Here is an 18,809-nt window from a genome sequence, read left to right as displayed (position 1 = left end):
GGCGCCGTGTGAGGATCCCTCGCACTGGCTGGGAACCGGGTGAACGCTCAGCCGTACTCGGGGGCCGGCGGGAGGCCGAAGAACTCCTCGAGCGTCGTGATGCCCTGGGTCCGCATCTCGGCCGCGAGGTCCGTGCCGACGTAGCGGAAGTGCCACGGCTCGAACTGGTACCCGGTCACCGCCTGCTTGTCGGCCGGGTAGCGCAGGATGAACCCGAACCGGTGGGCGTTGTCGCGCAGCCACTGCCCCTCGGGCGTGTCGGCGAAGCACACGTCGAGCGAGCACACGCCCGACTCGGGGCCGATGTCGATGGCGAGTCCGGTCTGGTGCTCGCTGAAGCCGGGGCGTGCGGTGAGGTCGTCGTCGCCGGCGTAGATGCTCTCCTGGGCGCCGTACGAGCGGTAGGCGCTGTTCGAGGCGAGCGCGAGACCGGCCTCCTGCGCGGCGGCGTCGAACATGGCGACGGCGGCGTCGGCCGCCTCCTGGCGCAGCAGCGGCTCCCAGGTGTGGGCGACGGGCACGGCGACGAGGTCGGCCGGCTCGTAGTCCTGCGGCTGCAGCGGGCGCAGCTTGTCGACGACGACCCAGATGCTCGCGGGGTCGTCGATCGAGTGCGCACCCTTGTCGAACGCGGGCACCACCGGCTCCGGCGTGGCGGTCTCGGCGGGCGCGGGGCGTTCGGTCGCGGGGGCGAGCGTCGCCTCGGCGGATGCCGCGGGCTCGCCGTCGGCCCCGCGACCGGCCGTCCCGGCGCCCGTCGCGATGAGCGCGGTGAACGAGCCGATGATCAGGACGACGCTGAGCACGGACGCCACGATGAGCCGTCGTCGCTGCACCTCGGGGCTGGGTCCGGTTCCCTCCGACATCAGCCGGCCAGGCGCCAGTAGTAGACCGAGGCCCCGGGGTGCTCCTCCGTGATGGCCACGTCGACGTCGCGGTAGTCGCTGTCGCGCGTGTGCCCGGCGAAGTAGACCTTCACGTCGCCGTCGTCGCTGCGCTCGATGCGCGTGACGATGCCGGTGTGGTCGCGGTCCCCCGAGTCGTCCCAGTCGAACTGGACGAGGTCGCCGAGCTGCACGTCGGCACGATCCGAGTCGTCGAGCGGCGTCGCGAGGTCGGGGCGGGTCGAGAGCCACTCGTGCATCGCCGTAGAACTGCGCCAGGTCGGGCTGGACGCGTAGGGGTCACCACCGTGGAACCACTCGTCGTCCTGCTCCCAGCCGCGGACGACCAGCGCCTGGCTGGCGAAGTTCACGCAGTCGTTGCCCTCGAGCACGCCCCACTCCTCGTCGTTGTAATCCGACCAGTATGCGAGGACGTACTCGAGCTGCGCCAGCACGGCCGGGTCCGACGTCTCGTCCGCGACGTACTCGGACTCGACGTCCGACCGCTCGCCCGAACCCGCGACGCCGGCGCGCGGCACGGAGGCGGCGGCGTCGGGCGAGGTCGCCTGCGGCGGCAGCGGGGGGATGCCGGCGCAGCCGGTCGCGCACAGCGCGAGTCCCGCGGCCAAGCCGGCGGCGAGGAGGGTTCGGATCACGCGGGCCACGCTAACCGCGCCGGCTCCGAGGACGCCGGGAGCGGCATCCGCTGGGCCTGAGTGCGAGGTGGGCAGACGCCGGGACCGGCGGCGGGCTCCCCGACGCCGCGGGATGCCGCGCCCCGCCGGTCACGATCAGGTCACGGCGCGACATCTGTGAGAGCGCTCTCTTGACAAGTCGCATTCCGGGTCCCTAGCATCGGGAACCGCATCGTGAGAGCGCTCTCACCACTCGGTGACGCGTGCTCGCGAGGCCCCCGTCAACCACGCACACAAGGGAGTGACCGTGATGCTTTCACGACGCACCAAGGCGTTCGCGGCCGTCGCCGGCGCCGCTTCGTTCGCCCTCATCGCCACCGGCTGCGCCTCGGGCGCCGACAGCGCCTCGGAGGAGGGCGGCCCGGTCGAGCTGACCATCGCCACGTTCAACGACTTCGGGTACACCGACGAGCTCCTCCAGGAGTACATGGACGAGAACCCGGACGTCACCATCGTCCACAACCGCGCCGCCACCTCCAACGACGCGCGCGCCAACTACTTCCAGAAGCTCGGCAAGGAGGGCCTCGCCGACATCGAGGCCGTCGAGGTCGACTGGTTCACCGAGGCGATGCAGTACTCCGACCTGCTCGCCGAGGTGCCCGACAGCGCCAAGGGCCGCTGGCTCGACTGGAAGGAGGCCGCAGCCACCGACGCCGAGGGCCGCCTCGTGGGCTTCGGCACCGACATCGGCCCGCAGGGCGTCTGCTACCGCGCCGACCTGTTCGAGGCCGCCGGCCTCCCGACCGACCGCGGCGAGGTCGCCGCCCTGCTCGAGGGCGACTGGGAGAACTTCTTCGACGTCGCCGACCAGTACACCGCCGCCACGGGCAAGCCGTTCATCGACTCCGCGAACTCGGTCCTCCAGGGCATCGTGAACCAGCTCGAGACCGCGTACGAGGAGCCGGACGGCACCATCGTCGCGACCGAGAACGCCGACATCGAGGAGGCGTACAACACCGTCGTCGAGCGCGCCGTGCCGATCTCGGCCTACGCCGGCCAGTGGAGCGACGACTGGTTCGCCTCGATGGCCAACGGCGAGTTCGCCGCCATGCTCTGCCCGGGCTGGATGCACGGCGTGATCTCCGGCAACGCGCCCGAGATCGAGGGCTGGGACGTCGCCGACGTCTTCCCCGGCGGCGGCGGCAACTGGGGCGGCTCGTACCTGACCGTCCCGGCCAACGGCAAGCACGTCGAGGAGGCGCTGAAGCTCGCCGACTGGCTCACCGCGCCCGAGCAGCAGGTCAAGGCGTTCGCCAACGCCGGCACCTTCCCGAGCCAGACCGAGTCGTACGCCGACGAGGACCTCACCGCCTTCACCAACGAGTACTTCAACGACGCCCCCACCGGTGAGATCGGCATCGCCCGCGCCGAGGCCGTGACCGTCGCGACCTTCAAGGGCCCGAAGTTCTTCCAGTTCCACGACGCCCTGCAGAACGCGGTCACCCGCGTCTTCGACGGCGTCGAGGACCAGACGACCTCGTGGAACACGTGGGTCACCGAGGTCAGCGCCTTCTAGTCCCCCGCTGACCGGGTGGGGGCCGCGCGCCCGCACGGCCCCCACCCGCCCTCGATCGCCCACCGCACACACCGGGAGTCCCCGTGACCGCCACCGCCACCAGGCCGCCCGCCGCACCGACGAGCGGACCGCCCCGCCAGCCGCGCGTGATCTCGTTCAGCCAGCGGCTCAGCCGCTGGGACCTGAAGGTCTCGCCGTACCTCTACATCTCGCCGTTCTTCATCATGTTCGCGATCGTCGGGCTCTTCCCGATCGTGTTCACGGCCGTCATCTCGTTCATGGACTGGGACCTGGTCCGCAACTCCGGCGAGTTCATCGGCTTCGACCAGTACGCGTGGATCCTCGGCCAGCCGCAGTTCTGGACCGCCCTGCGCAACACCTTCAGCATCTTCCTGCTCTCGAGCGTGCCGCAGCTCATCGTCGCGCTGTTCATCGCCGCCATGCTCGACCGCAACATCCGCGCCAGGACCTTCTGGCGCATGGGCGTGCTCGTGCCGTTCGTCATGGCGCCCGTCGCCGTCGCGCTGATCTTCAGCAACATGTTCGGCGACAACCACGGGCTCGTGAACAACGTGCTCGCCGACATCGGCATCAGCCCGATCCCGTGGCACAAGGACCCGTTCTGGAGCCACGTCGCGATCGCGACGATGGTGAACTTCCGCTGGACCGGCTACAACACCCTGATCCTGCTCGCGGCCATGCAGGCGATCCCGCGCGACTACTACGAGGCGGCCAAGGTCGACGGCGCGGGCGCGTTCCGCCAGTTCTGGAGCATCACCCTCCCGTCGCTGAAGCCCACGCTCATCTTCGTGATCATCACCTCGACGATCGGCGGCCTGCAGATCTTCGACGAGCCGCGCATGTACGACCAGTTCGGCCGCGGCGGCGCCGCGCAGCAGTGGCTCACGATCACGCTCTACCTCTACGACATCGGCTGGGGCCAGTGGAACTTCGGCCGGGCGGCCGCGCTCGCCTGGATCCTGTTCCTCATCATCCTGATCATCGGCCTCATCAACCTGCTCGTCACGAGGCGACTCGTGCGCGACGAAGGGCGGCGATAGCCATGACCGCACTCGACACCTCCCCCGCCTCGGCGCCCGCCCCCGAGGCGACGCCGGGCGCAGCCGAGCGGATGCCGCGTGGCCGGGCGCCCCGCGGCCGCCAGCGCACCACGCGCATCCGCGGCGCCCGCGCCGGCTTCTGGGTGTACGGCGGCCTCACGGCCGTGCTCCTGGCCTCGCTGTTCCCCTTCTACTGGTCCTTCCTCATCGGGTCGGGCGACGCGTCGACGCTGAACGACCCCGACATGTCGTGGATCCCCGGCGGGAACTTCCTGAAGAACGCGGCGACGGTCGTCAACGACCCGGCCGTGAACTTCTGGCCCGCGCTGTGGAACTCGATCTACAGCTCGGCCCTCATCGCGGCATCCGTCGTCGTCACCTCGACGCTCGCCGGCTGGGCCTTCGCCAAGCTGCGGTTCCCCGGGTCGAAGCCGCTGCTGGTGTTCGTCGTCGCGACCATGGCCGTGCCGATGCAGCTCGGCGTGGTGCCGCTGTACATCCTGTTCGCCGACCTCGGCTGGACGGGCACGATCGGGGCGATCATCGTCCCGGCCCTCACGAGCGCCTTCGGCGTGTTCTGGATGACGCAGTACCTGCGCCAGGCCGTGCCGGACGAGCTCATCGAGGCCGCGCGCGTCGACGGCGCATCGATGATCCGCACGTTCTGGACCGTCGGCGTCGTCGCCGCCCGGCCCGCTGCCGCCATGCTCGCCCTGTTCACGTTCGTGACGGCCTGGAACAACTTCTTCTGGCCGTTCATCGTGCTCGACCGCAGCGACCCGACCCTGCCCGTCGCGCTCTCGCTCCTGCAGTCCAACCACTTCGTGGACTACTCGATCGTGCTCGCCGGCGTGCTGCTGTCGACCCTCCCGCTGCTGCTGCTGTTCGTCGTCGCGGGCAAGCAGCTCGTTTCCGGAATCATGCAAGGAGCCGTCAAGGGATGACCATCACCACCCACCCCGCCGCCGAACCGATCGCCGCGGCGGTCCGCCGCTTCCCCGAGGGCTTCCTCCTCGGGGCGGCCGCGGCCGCCTACCAGATCGAGGGCGCCGCCCACGAGGACGGGCGCACGGACTCCATCTGGGACGCCTTCAGCCGCGTGCCCGGCGCCGTGGTCAACGCCGACAACGGCGACGTCGCGTGCGATCACTACCATCGCTACCGCGACGACGTCGCGCTCATGCGCGAGCTCGGCCTCAACGCCTACCGGTTCTCGACGTCGTGGGCGCGCGTGCGTCCCGACGGCGGGCCCGTCAACCCGAAGGGCGTCGACTTCTACTCGCGCCTCGTCGACGAGCTCCTCGAATCGGGCATCACGCCGTGGCTCACCCTCTACCACTGGGACCTGCCGCAGGCCCTCGAGGAGCAGGGCGGCTGGGCGAACCGCGACACCGCGTACCGGTTCCGCGACTACGCGCTGAGCGTGCACGACGCGCTCGGCGACCGCGTGGGCATCTGGACGACGCTCAACGAGCCGTGGTGCTCGTCGTTCCTCAGCTACACGGGCGGTGCGCACGCGCCGGGCCGGCAGGATGTCGCGGCGGGCCTCGCCGCGGCCCACCACCTGCTGCTCGGCCACGGCCTCGCCGTGCAGGCGCTGCGCGAGCGCGACGCCTCGCTCGACCTCGGCATCACCCTGAACCTCACGGTCGCGAAGCCCGTCGACCCGGCCCACCCCGGCGACCTCGACGCGGCCCGCCGCATCGACGGGCAGTTCAACCGCGTCTTCCTCGACCCCCTCTTCCGCGGGCACTACGCCGACGACCTGCTCGCGGACGTCGGGCCCCTGGGCCTCGACGCGGTCGTGCAGCCCGGCGACCTCGAGGTGATCTCGTCGCCGATCGACGCGCTCGGCGTGAACTACTACCACGGGGAGTACGTGAGCGACCGTCCGGCGGCGAACCCCGTCGAGGGCCAGGCGCCCACCGACCGGCCGACCCGGTCGCCGTTCCCCGCCGCCGAGGGCGTGCACTTCCACTCGCAGGGCCTGCCGCGCACGGGCATGGGCTGGGAGGTGCAGCCCGACGGCCTCCGCGAACTGCTCGGCCGGGTGCACCGGGAGTACACCGGGCCGGCCGGGGTGCGCCTGTTCGTGACCGAGAACGGCGCCGCCTACGACGACGAGGTGTCGCCCGACGGGGCCGTGCACGATGTCGAGCGCACCGGCTTCCTGCTCTCGCACCTGTCGTCGATCCTCGACGCGATCGACGAGGGCACGCCCGTGCACGGCTACTTCTACTGGTCGATCCTCGACAACTTCGAGTGGGCCTGGGGCTACGACAAGCGGTTCGGCATCGTCCGGGTCGACTACGAGACCCAGGAGCGCACCATCAAGGACAGCGGCCTGGCGTACCAGGCCGTCATCCGCGACCGCGCGCTGCCCGCGGCATCCGCTCGCTGACCCCCGCCGGACCCCCGGACCCGACCACCGCGTGCCACCCGGAAATAGACTGACGGCATGCAGGGGGTGATCGGGTCCGGGGCGCGTCCGCCCGCGCCGACCCTCGAGATGGTCGCGCGAGAGGCCAACGTGTCGCGTGCGACCGTGAGCCGCGTCGTGAACGGCTCGCCGAAGGTCTCGCCCGAGGTCGTGCGCGTGGTCAACGAGGCGATCGCGAAGCTCAACTACGTTCCCAACCGGGCGGCGCGCTCGCTCGCGAGCCGCACGTCGGGCGCGATCGCGCTCGTCGTGCCGGAGGACACCACCCGGTTCTTCGGCGACCCGTACTTCGCCGCGATCGTGCAGGGCATCACGCGCCGGCTCGACGTCAGCGAGTACCTGCTCAACCTGCTGCTGTCGACGAGCGACCCGACGCGCAAGACCCTCCGGTACCTGCGATCCGGCGTCGTCGACGGCGCGCTCGTGGTCTCGCACCACGAGGGCGACCACTCGCTGCACGAGGCCGCGCACGAGATGCCGATGGTGTTCGGCGGCCGGCCGCCCAACATCACCGACGACGACATCTTCGTCGACGTCGACAACATCGAGGGCGGCATGACCGCCACCGAGCGGCTGCTGGCGATCGGCCGCCGGCGCGTGGGCACCATCACGGGTCCGCTCGACATGCCCGCCGCCGTCGACCGGCTCGAGGGCTACCGGCGCGCGGTCGCGACCGCCGGCCTGCCCGACGACGCGGTCGAGACCGCCGACTTCTCGGTCGCCGGCGCGGTGGATGCCACCCGGCGACTCCTCGACCGCGCACCCGACCTCGACGGGCTGTTCGTCGCGAGCGACCTCATGGCCACGGGCGCGCTCTCGGTGCTCCGCGAGCGCGGCCGGCGGGTGCCCGAGGACATCGCCGTGGTCGGCTACGACGACAGCCCCGCGGCCACGTCGTCGGCGATCCCGCTGACGACCGTGCACCAGCCCTCGGAGGAGATGGGCTACCTCATGGCCGACCTGCTCCTGCGCCTGCTCGCCGGCGAGGACGTGCCGCATCGCAACATCATGGCGACGCGGCTCGTGCGTCGCGCGTCGGCGTAGGCCTCAGGCTCCGGCGGCCGCGTCGGTCGGCGTCGGGCGTTCGAAGCGGATGCCGCCGGCCTCCGCGAACCGGCGGCGCATGACGTCGATCGCGTCCGCGTGCTCGTCGATCAGCACGAACCGCCGGTCGAGCGACCGCGCGACGGCGCCCGTCGTGCCGGACCCCGCGAACGCGTCGAGCACCCAGTCGCCGGGCCGGCTCGACGCCTGCACGATCCGACGCAGCACGCCCTCGGGCTTCTGCGTCGGATACCCCGTCTTCTCGCGGCCGGTCGGCGAGACGATCGTGTGCCACCACACGTCGGTCGGCAGCTTCCCCGCCGCCGCCTTCTCGGGCGTGACGAGACCGGGCGCCATGTACGGCTCCCGATCCACGGCGGCCGAGTCGAAGAAGTACCGCTCCGGATCCTTCACGTAGACGAGGATCGTGTCGTGCTTCGTCGGCCAGCGGCGCTTCGACTTCCCGCCGTAGTCGTAGGCCCAGATGAGCTCGTTGAGGAAGCACTCCCGCCCGAACAGCGCGTCGAGCAGCACCTTGGCGTAGTGCGCCTCGCGGTAGTCGAGGTGGAGGTAGAGGGTGCCGTCGTCGGCGAGCAACCGCCACGCCTCCACCAGCCGCGGCTCGAGGAAGCCCCAGTAGTCGTCGAACCGGTCGTCGTACCGCATGAGGTCGCCCCGGATGCGCTCGTACCGCTTGCCGGCGAACCCGGTGATGGTGCCGGACGGCGCCGGCACCGCGGCATCCGTCGCGCCCTGCCGCACGTGCCGGGTGGACTGCCGTGACTGCGCCCGCCCCGTGTTGAACGGCGGATCGAGGTAGACGAGCGTGAACGAGCCGTCGGCGAGCGTCGGCAGCACGTCGAGGTTGTCGGCGTGGATGACGCGGTCGGGCTCGGCGACGGGCACCGGTCAAGTCTGCCAGTGCGCACGCCACCGGCCGAAGGTCCCACTCGGCACGGCACGCGCCGCCGTAACGTGGCCCGCCAGGACCCGAACGAAGGAGCGAGGAGCATGATGCGCGCGCTGGTGGTGTACGAGACGATCTGGGGGAACACGGGCGAGCTCGCGCGTGCGATCGCCGAGGGGTTGCGGTCGAGCGAGGGCGTGGACGCGGTCGACGTGGTCGAGGCCGTCTCGGCGGCGGACGAGATCGACCCCGACGTGGACCTCGTCATCGTCGGCGGGCCGACGCACGCGTTCTCGATGACCACCGAGTCCACGCGCGAGTCCGCCCGCCAGCAGGGAGCGACGACGATTCCCGCGCGCGGGATCCGCGAGTGGCTCGACGCGCTCGCCCCGCCGTCGTCGCCGATCGCGGTCGCGACCTTCGACACGCGCACGGTGAAGCCGCGCCTTCCCGGTTCGGCCGCGAAGAAGGCGTTGAAGAAGCTCGTCTCGAAGGGGTTCCGGCCGGTGGACCACCCGGTGACGTTCGGGGTGCACGGCTACTCGGGCCCCGTCGCCGACGGTGAGCTCACGCGGGCGCGCGAGTGGGGGGCGACGCTCGTCGACGCCTAGGGCGCGCTGCGGCGATGCGGCCGCGCGCGCTCCGCGTCAGCGGATGCCGCGCCTCAGCGCTCGACGTCGAGGCGGATGCGACCGCGGAACCGGTCCGGGTCGTTGTCGCCGGCGTCGGCCGCCGCGTAGGAGATGCCCTTGTCGCCGTCGCCGGGCACCGGCGCCGGGACGGGCAGGCGCGCCTGGCGGTCGACCTCGACCTGCGCCTCGTACTTGCGCGGGGCGAACACCTCGTCGCCGATCATGAGGACGGCCGAGCCGCTCGGCTTGCCCTGCTTGGTCTTGTCCGACAGGTCGATCCAGCGCAGGCGCACCGCGAGCGCGCCGAACGCGAGCACCGCGCCGGCGATGAGCAACGCCATCCACCAATCCACCCGGCGAGTCTAACGGCGTGACATCCGCTCACGTTCAGCGGTTCCCCAGCCGGGGCCACGGGTTTCGCAGGAGGCGACGCGGCTCACGGCACGCGCTGCAGCCACTCCTCGGTCGCGAACTTCGAGGCCACGAGCGCCTCCGCCTCGGCGAGCTCGTCGGCGGTCACCGAACCGGACGTCGCACCGTACAGCTCGGCGAACGTCTGCTTCAGCCGCTCGATGATCTCGGCCCGCGCGAGGCCCGTCTGCGAACGCAGCGGGTCGACGCGCTTCGCGGCCGACGCGATGCCCTTGTCGCTGATCTTCTCGCGCCCGATGCGCAGCACCTCGAGCATCTTCTCGTTGTCGAGGTCGTACGCCATGGTCACGTGGTGCAGCACGCCGCCCGATCCGAGGCGCTTCTGCGCGGCGCCGCCAATCTTGCCGGCGGGGCTCGCGATGTCGTTCAGCGGCTGGTACGTCGCCTCGATGCCGAGCGCCCGCAGCCCCTGCAGCACCCAGTCGTCGAGGAACGCGTACGAGTCGGCGAAGCTCATGCCCTGCACGAGCTCGGCGGGCACGTACAGCGAGTAGGTGACGACGTTGCCCTTCTCCATCATCATCGCGCCGCCGCCCGAGATGCGGCGCACCACGTCGAAGCCGTACTTCGCCGCGCCGTCGGGGTCGACCTCGTTGCGCACGGACTGGAACGAGCCGATGACGACGGCCGACTCCTCCCATTCCCAGAACCGCAGCGTGGGCTTGCGGCGCCCCTCGCCGACCCGCGTGGCGAGCACCTCGTCGAGCGCGAGGTGCAGGCGCGGCGACACGGCGGGATCGTGGACGATCTCCCACTCGTAGTCGGCCCAGGTGGTGGCATCCGTCAACGCCCGGCGCACGGCGACGGCGACCGCCTCGGGCGAGAAGCCCAGCATGACGGCGTCGGCCCGCAGCCCCTTGGTGATCGCCGCGGCGATCTGCTTCGCCTCGGATGCCGCGGGCAGCCCGTCGAGCGCCGCATTGAGGTCGTCGAGCGCCTCGTCGGGCTCGAGGAAGAAGTCGCCCGCGACGCGCGGGTTGCGGATCGCGCCGTCGACCACGTCGAGGTCGACGACCACGAGCTTGCCGCCGGGAACCTTGTACTCACCGTGCATGGGCCCAGCCTACGGACCCGGGGCCGGGCGTAGGCTCGGGCCAGGTCCGATCCGACGACAGAACGGATGCCGCGATGAGCACGCTCCTCCTCGTCCGCCACGGCGAGACCGTCTGGCACGCCGAGCACCGGTACGCGGGCTCGTCCGACGTGGAGCTCACCGACCACGGACGCGCGCAGGCCGACGAGCTCGCCGAGTGGGCCGCCAGGGCGCGCCTCTCGGCGGTCGTCGCCTCACCGCTGCAGCGGGCTCGGCTCACGGCGGCGCCGTCCGCGGCCGCCACCGGCCTCGACGTGCGGATCGACCCGCGGCTCGTGGAGATCGACTTCGGCGCGGGCGAGGGCCTCACCCCGGGCGAGCTCGACGAGCGGATGCCGGCGGAGTGGGCGGCCTTCGAGCGGCATCCGGCCCGCCAGCCGATGCCCGCCGGCGAGTCGGGGGTCGAGGGCGTCGCGCGGGCGTTGCCGGCGCTGCTCGAGCTCGTGGACGAGTTCCCGCACGGGCGCGTACTCGTGGTCACGCACGCGACGCTCATGCGGCTCGTGCTGTGCGAGCTGCTCGGCATCGACCCCGACCGCTACCGGGAGCTGTTCCCGGTCGTCGGGAACTGCGCGCCGACGATCCTGCGGTTCGAGGAACTCGGCGGCGAGCGCCGCGCCCGCCTGCTCGGCTTCAACATCCCGCCTCGCCCCTGACCCGCCATCCGCTCGCTCGGGCACGTGCTTCTTCTCGGGCACGTGCTTTTTCAGGACCGACGGCCGTTTCGGCGGGTTTCTCAGGACGACACGCCGACGGTCGGCAGGACACGCCCGCAGCGCTCCTGAAAAGGGGTTCAGTCGACGGCGAAGCGCTCGTCGAGCCAGCGGACGAGGTCGGCGCGGACCTCCTCGCGGTTGGTCTCGTTGAAGATCTCGTGGCGGGCGCCGTCGTAGACCACGAGGGTGACGTCGACGAGGCCCGACCGACGGGCGTACGCGTTCGCGAGCCGGACTGCGCTCTGCTCGCCGCCGAGCGAGTCGTCGGAGCCGACCATGATGAGCACGGGCAGCTCGGCGGGCAGCGACCGGCGCGGGCGGCCCACCAGCCGGGCGGCCTCGATGAGTCCGAAGAGCTCCTGCAGCGGGACGGCGGTGGTGTACGGGTCGCGCACGAACGCCTCGGCGACGGCCGGGTCGCGCGACAGCCACTCGAGGCCGGTCGTGCCGAGGTGGCGGTGTCGGCGGTTGAGGTCCCCCGAGTTCATGTGCGGCGGCATCCGGTACGCGGTGCCGCTGAGGACGACGGCGTCGTACTCCTCGGCGGAGCGGTTGACGATGATCTGCGCCATGAGCGAGCCCCAGGAGTGGCCGAGCAGCACGAGAGGCACCTCGTCGCCCTCGGTCTCGCGGATGACGCCCGTGAAGCGGTGCACGTCGTCGATGGCGGCGCGCAGCCCGCCGGGACCGAGCCGGCCCATGCGGTCGAGGTCGCCGCCGTGCTGCTCGAACCCGGTCTGGCCGTGACCCCGGTGGTCGTCGGCCCACACCGAGTACCCGGCGGCGTTCAGCTCGGCGACGAGTTCGCCGTAGCGGCCGATGTGCTCGCCGACGCCGTGCACGAGCTGCACGACCGCGACCGGCTCGGGCACGCGCCAGTGCTCGTAGTGGATGCGAACCCCGTACGGATCGGTGAACGTCGCCATGCGCTCATCTTGTCATCGACCCGGGGGCGGTGCGGCGGGCGCCGCGCGGCATCCGCTTTACTTAGCATTGCTAATTTGTTATGCTAAGGAACCCATGGGGACGATCGCCGAGCAGAGCACCGCGCTCCGCATGTCGACGCTGCGACTGGCCCGCCGGCTCCGCGCCGAGCGGGTCGACCCGAGCCTGTCCGACGGGCAGTTCGCGGTGCTGGGCTGGCTGCACAAGCACGGGCCGCTCACGCTGACGCAGCTCGCCGAGCACGAGCGCGTGTCCGCGCCCTCGATGAACCGCACGGTCAACTGCCTCGAGGAGTCCGGCTACCTCGTGCGCGAGGCCGACGAGGCCGACCGGCGGCGCAGCAACATCCGCCTCACCGGGACCGGCCGCGACATCGTCACCACCACCCTCAAGCAGCGCGACGCGTGGCTCACCACGCGCCTTCGAGACCTGTCGAAGGAGGATCGCGCCACCCTCGCCCGAGCCGCCGAACTGATGGGAGACCTCGCCACCCTGTGAAAGCCATGTTCCGCTCCCTCGCGTCGGTCGACTACCGCATCTGGTTCGTCGGCGCGCTCATCTCCAACATCGGCGCCTGGATGCAGGCCACGGCCCAGAGCTGGGTCGTGCTCACCGAGCTGACCGACAACGACGCGTTCGCCGTCGGCATCACGATGGCGCTGCAGTTCGCGCCCCAGCTCCTGCTCGTGCCCGTCACCGGGCTCATCGCCGACCGGTTCGAGCGGCGCAAGGTCCTCATGTTCACGCAGTCGGCGCTCATGGCGCTCGGCCTCGCCCTCGGCGCGCTGCTCATCTTCGGCCACGCCGAGCTGTGGCACCTCTACGGCTTCGCCGGCCTCCTCGGCATCGTCAACGCCGTCGACCTGCCCGCCCGCCAGACGTTCGTCGCCGACCTCGTGTCATCGTCGAACATGTCGAACGCGGTCGCCCTGAACTCCGCCTCGTTCAACGCCGCCCGCATGATCGGGCCGGCGCTCGCGGGCCTGCTCATCGTCCTCGTCGGCTCCGGCTGGGTGTTCGTCATCAACGCGATCACGTTCGTGGCGGTGCTCGTGGCGCTCGCCAAGCTGCGCGTTTCGAGGCTGCGACGGATGCCGCGGGCGCCGCGCGAGCGCGGCCAGTTCGTCGCCGGCTTCCGCTACGCCGCAGGCCGCCCCGACCTCATGGTCGTGTTCGTCATCGTGTTCCTCGTCGGCGCGTTCGGCATGAACTTCCCCATCTTCGCCTCGACCATGGCCGTCGAGTTCGGCCGCGGCGCAGGCGAGTACGGGCTGCTGTCGTCGATCCTCGCCATCGGTTCGCTCACCGGCGCGCTGCTCGCCGCCAAGCGCGAGCGCGCCCGCATGCGCGTCATCATCGCGGCGGTCGCGTTCTTCGGCGTCGCCGCGACGGTGGCCTCCGTCATGCCCACGTACTGGCTGTTCGCCGCGTCGACGGTGTTCATCGGCTTCAGCGTGGTGACCATGCTGACTACGGCGAACGGCTACGTGCAGACCACGACCGACCCGCTGCTGCGCGGCCGCGTGATGGCGCTGTACATGGCGATCCTCTCCGGCGGCACGCCCATCGGCGCGCCGATCGTGGGCGCCGTGGCGAACGCCTGGGGTCCGCGCTGGGCGCTCGGCGTCGCCGCCGTCGCGGCCGGTATCGCCGCGCTGATCGGGATCGGCTGGCTCATCGTCGCGCGCGGGCTGCGGGTCGTCCGGCATCCGGCAGACGGGTGGATGCCGCGCTTCGGGCTCGACTACGCCGAGGCGCCGACCGCGGCGATCGCGGTGCCGGTCACGCGCCCGGTCGCGGTCACCCGGCCGGATGCGGTGCCCACCGCGGCGCCGTCCGCGGCGCACGTCGCCGCGCGACGCACCGGCCCGCTCGCCCTCGGGCCGACCCCCGGTCGACCGGCTCGAGCGGGAACCGCACCCGACCGGGCGTGAGCTGCGCGCGGTGCGCGGCCGCCGCGCCGCGCGGATCAGTGCCCGTGCGCGAGCTGCTGCAGCGCGACGACCGCGAGACCGAGGGCGACCAGCGCGCCCAGCGCCACCAACTGCTTCCACCACTCGGCGCGCGTGCGGCGCACGGCGACGAGCCCGATGAGGCCGAGCGTCACGAGGTAGAGGATCGAGGCGGCTCGCAGCGCGGGCTCGAGGTCGAACAGTCCGAACGCGGCGAGTGCCAGCACCACGAGCGGTCCCGCAGCGGAGGCGATCGCGGTGCCCGAGACGCGCAGCATGCGGCCGACCTCCGCGCGGTCGGGGAATCCGCCGTGCACGGCGACGTGGGCGACCACGTCGGCGACGAAGCCCGCCGCGGTGATCGCGACGATGCCGATGAGCAGCGTGGCGGTGGCGCGGGCCGCCCCGACGTGCTCCACGTTCTCGAGCTGCACGAGCACGATCGCGAGGCCCGTGAAGCTCGCGTACACGCGTTCCTTCAGCGCCTCAGCGAGCTCCTCGCGCGGCCGCCGCGAGCGCTCCCGGTGGAGCCGATGGGCACGTCCGTGACGCGCGGGATGCCCCGCCACCGCAGCACCGTCGACGTCGATCGCGTCAGGACGACCCGCCGGCGCCGCGCCCACCCCGTCGGGCGCTCCCGCCCTCTCGTCCATGCGCGTCACGGTACCACCCGCGCCGGTCGCCGGCGCGGACGTTCTGGGAGGATCGTCGCATGACCGAGACCCGGCCCCTCCTCGTCACCGTGCCCGGCGCGACGCTCCGTCGCGCGCTCGAACAGACGCCCGGCGGCGTGCCCGACGGGGTCGAGCTGGTCGAGTGGGACCTGGCCGGTCCGCCCCCCGGCGCGGCATCCGGTCGCCGCATCGACGTGGTGGTGCCGCCGTACATGGGGGCGTCCGGCCGGCTCGGCGCCCTCGAGGGGCTCGACGTGGGCCTCGTGCAGTCGCAGTCGATCGGGTACGACGACATCGCGGCGGCACTGCCGCCGGGGCACGTGTTCGCCAACGCGGCATCCGTGCACGAGACCTCGACGGCCGAGCTCGCGGTGGGCCTCGCGATCGCGGCGCAGCGCGGCCTGCCCGACTTCGTACGAGCGGCGACCGAGGGGCGATGGGCGCCGGCGCGCCACGCGAGCCTCGCCGACCGACGCGTGCTCCTCGTCGGCTACGGCGGCGTGGGCCGGGCGATCGAGGCCCGCCTCGCGCCGTTCGAAGTCGAGCTGACCCGCGTCGCCAGCCGTGCGCGCGACGACGAGGTCGGCCGCGTCCACGGCATCGACGAGCTGCCCGCGCTGCTCCCCCGGGCCGAGATCGTGATCGTCGTCGTGCCGTTGACGGATGCCACGGCCCGCCTCGTGGACGCGGAGTTCCTCGCCGCGCTGCCCGACGGTGCGCTCGTGGTGAACGTCGCTCGCGGGCCGGTCGCCGACACGGAGGCGATCCTCGCCGAGGCGTCGAGCGGGCGGCTCCGCTTCGCGCTCGACGTCACCGATCCCGAGCCGCTGCCCGACGGGCACCCGCTCCTCGCGCTGCCGAACGTGCTGATCTCCCCGCACGTCGGCGGCGCCACGACCGCGATGATGCCGCGCATGGCGCGGCTGCTGCGAGACCAGATCGAGCGGATGCGACGCGGCGAGGAGCCGCGGAACGTCGTGCTCCGCACCTGATCGCCCGAGCGACCGACGGGTCAGCCGACGAGGCGGACCGAGTTGAAGCCGGAGCCGATCGCGTTCCCGGTGGTCCACGATGACGGCCCCGTGCGGACGTACCGCCAGAGCACGCCGGACGGGTCGCGCGCGATCAGCACGCGATCACCGCCGGTCACGGCGGTGAAGGTGCACCACCCGGAGCCGATCGGGCCGCTGTTGCGCAGCGACCCGTCGCCGGTGCCGGAGTAGAGGAGCAGGTCGTACCCGCAGGCGATCGTCTGGCCCTCGTCGTTGGCGCTCGGGGTGGAGACGAGATCGGCGCGCCCGTCGAAGTCGAGGTCGCCCCCGCCGACCACGTGCTGGAAATCGGCGAAGCCGGTGCCGATGACCCGCGGCGTCAGCCATCCGCCACGGCCGTTGCCGGGATAGAACAGCAGCTGCCCCTGGGGGTCGCGGGCGGCGACATCGGGCGCGCCGTCGCTGTTGAGGTCGCCGGCGCCGAACACCGAGATGAACCCCTGCCAGCCGCGCCCCGCCTGGTACGGCGCGAGCCACCCGCCCGTGCCGTTGCCGGGGTAGACGAAGAGGTCGCCCGCCGCGTTGATCGCCATCACGTCGGCGCGCCCGTCGCCGGTGAAGTCGCCGGGGACGAAGACGCGGTCGAACCCGCTCCAACCGGTGCCGATCCGCACGCCGCCCGTCAGCGAACCGCTGCCGGTGGCGCGGTACATGAGCAGATCGCCCGACTCGCTGATCGCGAGGGTGTCGTCGATGCCGTCACCGGAGAAGTCCCGCTCGGGGCCGGAGCCCGGCGCGGCGACCACGGCGGCGACCGGCCCACCAGGGGGTGCGGCGGTCGCCGGGGCGGCGACGGCGACGAGCGGTCCGACGAGGGCCGCGATGCCCGCGAGGGCGATCAGCGAACGACGGTGGCGAGCGTGCGGCAGTGCAGTCATCAGGGTCTCCCGAACGTCCCGGATCCGGCAGGGTTCGCTCAATGTACCCCTCTTCGGGGTACATCCGCATCTGCCAGCACGCGCGGAACCTCAGGTGACGATGCGCAGGTTGCTCCAACCGGTGCCGACGACCACGGGCGACGCCCACGAAGCGGGTCCGGTGCGCACGTAGCGGAGCAGGGTACCGGAGGCGTCGCGGGCGATGAGGACGCGGTCGCCGCCGCCCATCACGGTGTTGAAGGGGCACCATCCCGAGCCGATCGCCCCGGAGCGGGCGAAGCCGCCGCGACCGGTGCCGGAGTAGAGCAGGAGGTCGGCGCCGCTGCCGCAGCCCGGGGCCGGACCCTCGACCTCGCCGTAGGCGACGGCGAGCACGTCGGCGGCTCCGTCGAAGTCCATGTCCCCCGCCGCGGAGAGGAACTTCAGCCGGCCCCAGCCCGAGCCGATCTGGGTGGTGGGCAGCCACCCGCCGGCGCCGTTGCCGGGATAGAGCAGGAGTCGACCGGAGGCGTCGCGGCCGATCACGTCGCTCGTCCCGTCGCCGTTGAAGTCGCCCGCCCCGAGGATCGCGGTGAACCCCTGCCAGCCGTAGCCGACGCGACCGCCGCCGAGCCAGCCGCCGTTGCCGTCGCCCCGGTACAGGAAGAGGTCGCCGCCGAGGTCGCGCGCCATCACGTCGGGGCGGCCGTCGCCCGAGAAGTCGCCGACGGCGAAGACGAGGTCGAAGTTGGCCCACCCGTTGCCGACGCGGGTACCCGCGCGGAGCGGACCGGCCTCGGTGCCCCGGTAGAGGAGGAGTTCACCGGTCCCGCCGATGGCGAGCACGTCGGCGACGCCGTCGCCGTCGAAGTCGCGGTCCGGCCCGCCGTTCGGCACCTGCGGCGCCATCACGGGTCGGACGGGCGCCATCGCGGGTGCGGCGGAGGGCATCGCGGCGGCCGGCGGGCCGGTGATCGCCGTGGTGAGGAGGAGTGCAGCGCCCGCGCCCGTCGCGAGGAGACGCACGAACCGGGGAGCGGCCGACGGCGGACGGTGCGGCATGACGACCTCCAGCAGGGTTGGGTCAGCAGGGTGCGTCCACGGTACCGGCGTGGTCGCGGTGCCGCCATGATCCGGGCGCGCGAGCCCCGAGCCCGCGCCGACCGGGCGGCGCCGATCACGGACGGGGCCTACGATCGGAGGACACCCCGACGGAAGGTCGACATGGCCACTACGGCAGAACCCCGGGTCGCGCTCTACTTCGACTTCGACAACATCGTCATCTCCCGGTACGACCAGTTGCACGGCGACAGCTCGTATCGCAAGGACACCAGCCGCACCAAGACGGTCGCTCCGGGCACCCAGGCGTGGAAGCGCCTGCAGCAGGCCACGGTCGATATCGACGCCGTGCTCGACTTCGCGGCGACGTTCGGCACGATCGCGATCGCGCGCGCCTACGCGGACTGGTCGACGCCGGTCAACGCCAGCTACCGCGGCCAGCTGATCGACCGTGCGGTCGACCTCGTGCAGCTGTTCCCGCTCTCGGCGACGAAGAACGGCGCCGACATCCGGCTCTCGGTCGACGCGATCGAGGACCTCTTCATGATCCAGGACCTGTCGCACATCGTGATCGTCGCGGGCGACTCCGACTACGTCGCCCTCGCGCAGAAGGCCAAGAAGCTCGGCCGCTACGTCGTCGGCATCGGCGTGGCCGGCGGCACGAGTCGAGCGCTCACCGCCGCGTGCGACGAGTACGCCGACTACGACGCGCTGCTGGCCACGGATGCGGCGGTCGCGGACGACGAGGATCGCGCCACGTCGCGAGGCGCCGAGCCGAAGTCGTCGACGACCGGCGCGCCCGAGCCCGAGCCGGCGGCCGAGCCGGCGCCCGCGCCCGCGCGGCGCCGGC

The 18,809-nt window shown here is 72.1% G+C and carries 20 protein-coding genes; 11 read left to right on the top strand and 9 right to left on the bottom strand.

The window, feature by feature from the left end; all coding sequences use genetic code 11:
* Window positions 1-47: 47 nt before the first annotated feature.
* Both AVP42_RS08875 and AVP42_RS08870 read right to left on the bottom strand, forming a co-directional pair.
* Window positions 48-866 (bottom strand): M15 family metallopeptidase, encoded by an 819-nt coding sequence (locus tag AVP42_RS08875; RefSeq protein WP_067948188.1) that lies wholly within the window; start codon window positions 864-866, stop codon window positions 48-50.
* Window positions 866-1,540 carry an amidase domain-containing protein gene (locus AVP42_RS08870; protein ID WP_067948186.1) on the bottom strand — a complete coding sequence of 225 codons (675 nt, stop codon included), beginning with the start codon at window positions 1,538-1,540 and terminating at the stop codon, window positions 866-868. Before AVP42_RS08870 ends, AVP42_RS08875 begins: the two co-directional genes overlap by 1 nt.
* Window positions 1,541-1,829: 289 nt before the next feature.
* Here AVP42_RS08870 and AVP42_RS08865 point away from each other — a divergent pair, with 289 nt between their 5' ends.
* From AVP42_RS08865 to AVP42_RS08845, 5 genes are all read left to right on the top strand, one after another.
* The gene (locus AVP42_RS08865; protein ID WP_067948304.1) at window positions 1,830-3,095 is read left to right on the top strand and encodes an ABC transporter substrate-binding protein; all 1,266 of its coding nucleotides are present in this window, start codon (window positions 1,830-1,832) and stop codon (window positions 3,093-3,095) included.
* Window positions 3,096-3,178: 83 nt separating this feature from the next.
* On the top strand, window positions 3,179-4,156 hold the full coding sequence (locus AVP42_RS08860) for a carbohydrate ABC transporter permease (protein ID WP_067948184.1): 978 nt from the start codon (window positions 3,179-3,181) through the stop codon (window positions 4,154-4,156).
* A 2-nt stretch (window positions 4,157-4,158) separates the two neighbouring features.
* The gene (locus AVP42_RS08855) at window positions 4,159-5,100 is read left to right on the top strand and encodes a carbohydrate ABC transporter permease (RefSeq protein ID WP_067948182.1); all 942 of its coding nucleotides are present in this window, start codon (window positions 4,159-4,161) and stop codon (window positions 5,098-5,100) included.
* Window positions 5,097-6,557 (top strand): GH1 family beta-glucosidase, encoded by a 1,461-nt coding sequence (locus AVP42_RS08850; RefSeq protein WP_067948180.1) that lies wholly within the window; start codon window positions 5,097-5,099, stop codon window positions 6,555-6,557. The genes AVP42_RS08855 and AVP42_RS08850 overlap by 4 nt, the downstream gene beginning before the upstream one ends.
* A gap of 57 nt (window positions 6,558-6,614) precedes the next feature.
* Window positions 6,615-7,640 carry a LacI family DNA-binding transcriptional regulator gene (locus AVP42_RS08845; RefSeq protein WP_067948178.1) on the top strand — a complete coding sequence of 342 codons (1,026 nt, stop codon included), beginning with the start codon at window positions 6,615-6,617 and terminating at the stop codon, window positions 7,638-7,640.
* A 3-nt stretch (window positions 7,641-7,643) separates the two neighbouring features.
* Here the strand turns inward: AVP42_RS08845 and AVP42_RS08840 are convergent, their stop codons facing one another.
* Entirely contained in the window at window positions 7,644-8,546 is a 903-nt protein-coding gene (locus AVP42_RS08840; protein WP_067948176.1) for a site-specific DNA-methyltransferase, read from the bottom strand.
* 105 nt (window positions 8,547-8,651) lie between these two features.
* Here AVP42_RS08840 and AVP42_RS08835 point away from each other — a divergent pair, with 105 nt between their 5' ends.
* Entirely contained in the window at window positions 8,652-9,158 is a 507-nt protein-coding gene (locus AVP42_RS08835; protein ID WP_231878591.1) for a hypothetical protein, read from the top strand.
* 53 nt (window positions 9,159-9,211) lie between these two features.
* On the opposite strand, the gene AVP42_RS08830 is transcribed toward AVP42_RS08835, so the two are convergent.
* Complete coding sequence (locus AVP42_RS08830; protein ID WP_157356773.1) at window positions 9,212-9,532, bottom strand: hypothetical protein; 321 nt, start codon at window positions 9,530-9,532, stop codon at window positions 9,212-9,214.
* Window positions 9,533-9,615: 83 nt separating this feature from the next.
* Entirely contained in the window at window positions 9,616-10,665 is a 1,050-nt protein-coding gene (locus AVP42_RS08825) for a biotin/lipoate A/B protein ligase family protein (RefSeq protein WP_067948172.1), read from the bottom strand.
* A 74-nt stretch (window positions 10,666-10,739) separates the two neighbouring features.
* Here AVP42_RS08825 and AVP42_RS08820 point away from each other — a divergent pair, with 74 nt between their 5' ends.
* Window positions 10,740-11,360: a histidine phosphatase family protein gene (locus AVP42_RS08820; protein WP_067948170.1), complete on the top strand. Its 621-nt coding sequence runs from the start codon at window positions 10,740-10,742 to the stop codon at window positions 11,358-11,360.
* Between the two features lie 137 nt (window positions 11,361-11,497).
* Here AVP42_RS08820 and AVP42_RS08815 read toward each other — a convergent pair whose 3' ends face one another.
* Complete coding sequence (locus AVP42_RS08815; RefSeq protein WP_067948168.1) at window positions 11,498-12,346, bottom strand: alpha/beta fold hydrolase; 849 nt, start codon at window positions 12,344-12,346, stop codon at window positions 11,498-11,500.
* 94 nt (window positions 12,347-12,440) lie between these two features.
* Between AVP42_RS08815 and AVP42_RS08810 the strand changes: the two genes are divergently transcribed.
* Window positions 12,441-12,863 carry a MarR family winged helix-turn-helix transcriptional regulator gene (locus AVP42_RS08810; RefSeq protein WP_067948166.1) on the top strand — a complete coding sequence of 141 codons (423 nt, stop codon included), beginning with the start codon at window positions 12,441-12,443 and terminating at the stop codon, window positions 12,861-12,863.
* 5 nt (window positions 12,864-12,868) lie between these two features.
* The gene (locus tag AVP42_RS08805) at window positions 12,869-14,299 is read left to right on the top strand and encodes an MFS transporter (RefSeq protein WP_067948164.1); all 1,431 of its coding nucleotides are present in this window, start codon (window positions 12,869-12,871) and stop codon (window positions 14,297-14,299) included.
* A gap of 35 nt (window positions 14,300-14,334) precedes the next feature.
* Here AVP42_RS08805 and AVP42_RS08800 read toward each other — a convergent pair whose 3' ends face one another.
* Window positions 14,335-14,970 (bottom strand): hypothetical protein, encoded by a 636-nt coding sequence (locus tag AVP42_RS08800; RefSeq protein ID WP_067948162.1) that lies wholly within the window; start codon window positions 14,968-14,970, stop codon window positions 14,335-14,337.
* A 59-nt stretch (window positions 14,971-15,029) separates the two neighbouring features.
* Between AVP42_RS08800 and AVP42_RS08795 the strand changes: the two genes are divergently transcribed.
* Window positions 15,030-15,983 (top strand): 2-hydroxyacid dehydrogenase, encoded by a 954-nt coding sequence (locus tag AVP42_RS08795; RefSeq protein ID WP_067948161.1) that lies wholly within the window; start codon window positions 15,030-15,032, stop codon window positions 15,981-15,983.
* Between the two features lie 20 nt (window positions 15,984-16,003).
* On the opposite strand, the gene AVP42_RS08790 is transcribed toward AVP42_RS08795, so the two are convergent.
* Window positions 16,004-16,921 (bottom strand): VCBS repeat-containing protein, encoded by a 918-nt coding sequence (locus AVP42_RS08790; RefSeq protein ID WP_067948159.1) that lies wholly within the window; start codon window positions 16,919-16,921, stop codon window positions 16,004-16,006.
* A gap of 90 nt (window positions 16,922-17,011) precedes the next feature.
* Window positions 17,012-17,962, bottom strand: coding sequence for a VCBS repeat-containing protein (locus tag AVP42_RS08785; protein ID WP_067948157.1), 951 nt, complete (start codon window positions 17,960-17,962; stop codon window positions 17,012-17,014).
* A 162-nt stretch (window positions 17,963-18,124) separates the two neighbouring features.
* On the opposite strand from AVP42_RS08785, the gene AVP42_RS08780 reads away from it, so the two are divergent.
* On the top strand, window positions 18,125-18,809 hold a 685-nt coding region (locus AVP42_RS08780; RefSeq protein WP_067948155.1), incomplete at its 3' end, for an NYN domain-containing protein.

This window comes from Agromyces sp. NDB4Y10, assembly GCF_001620055.1.
Classification (GTDB): domain Bacteria; phylum Actinomycetota; class Actinomycetes; order Actinomycetales; family Microbacteriaceae; genus Agromyces; species Agromyces indicus.
The sequence above is the reverse complement of the archived record's forward strand: the minus strand, read 5'-3'. Positions and strand labels throughout refer to the sequence as shown.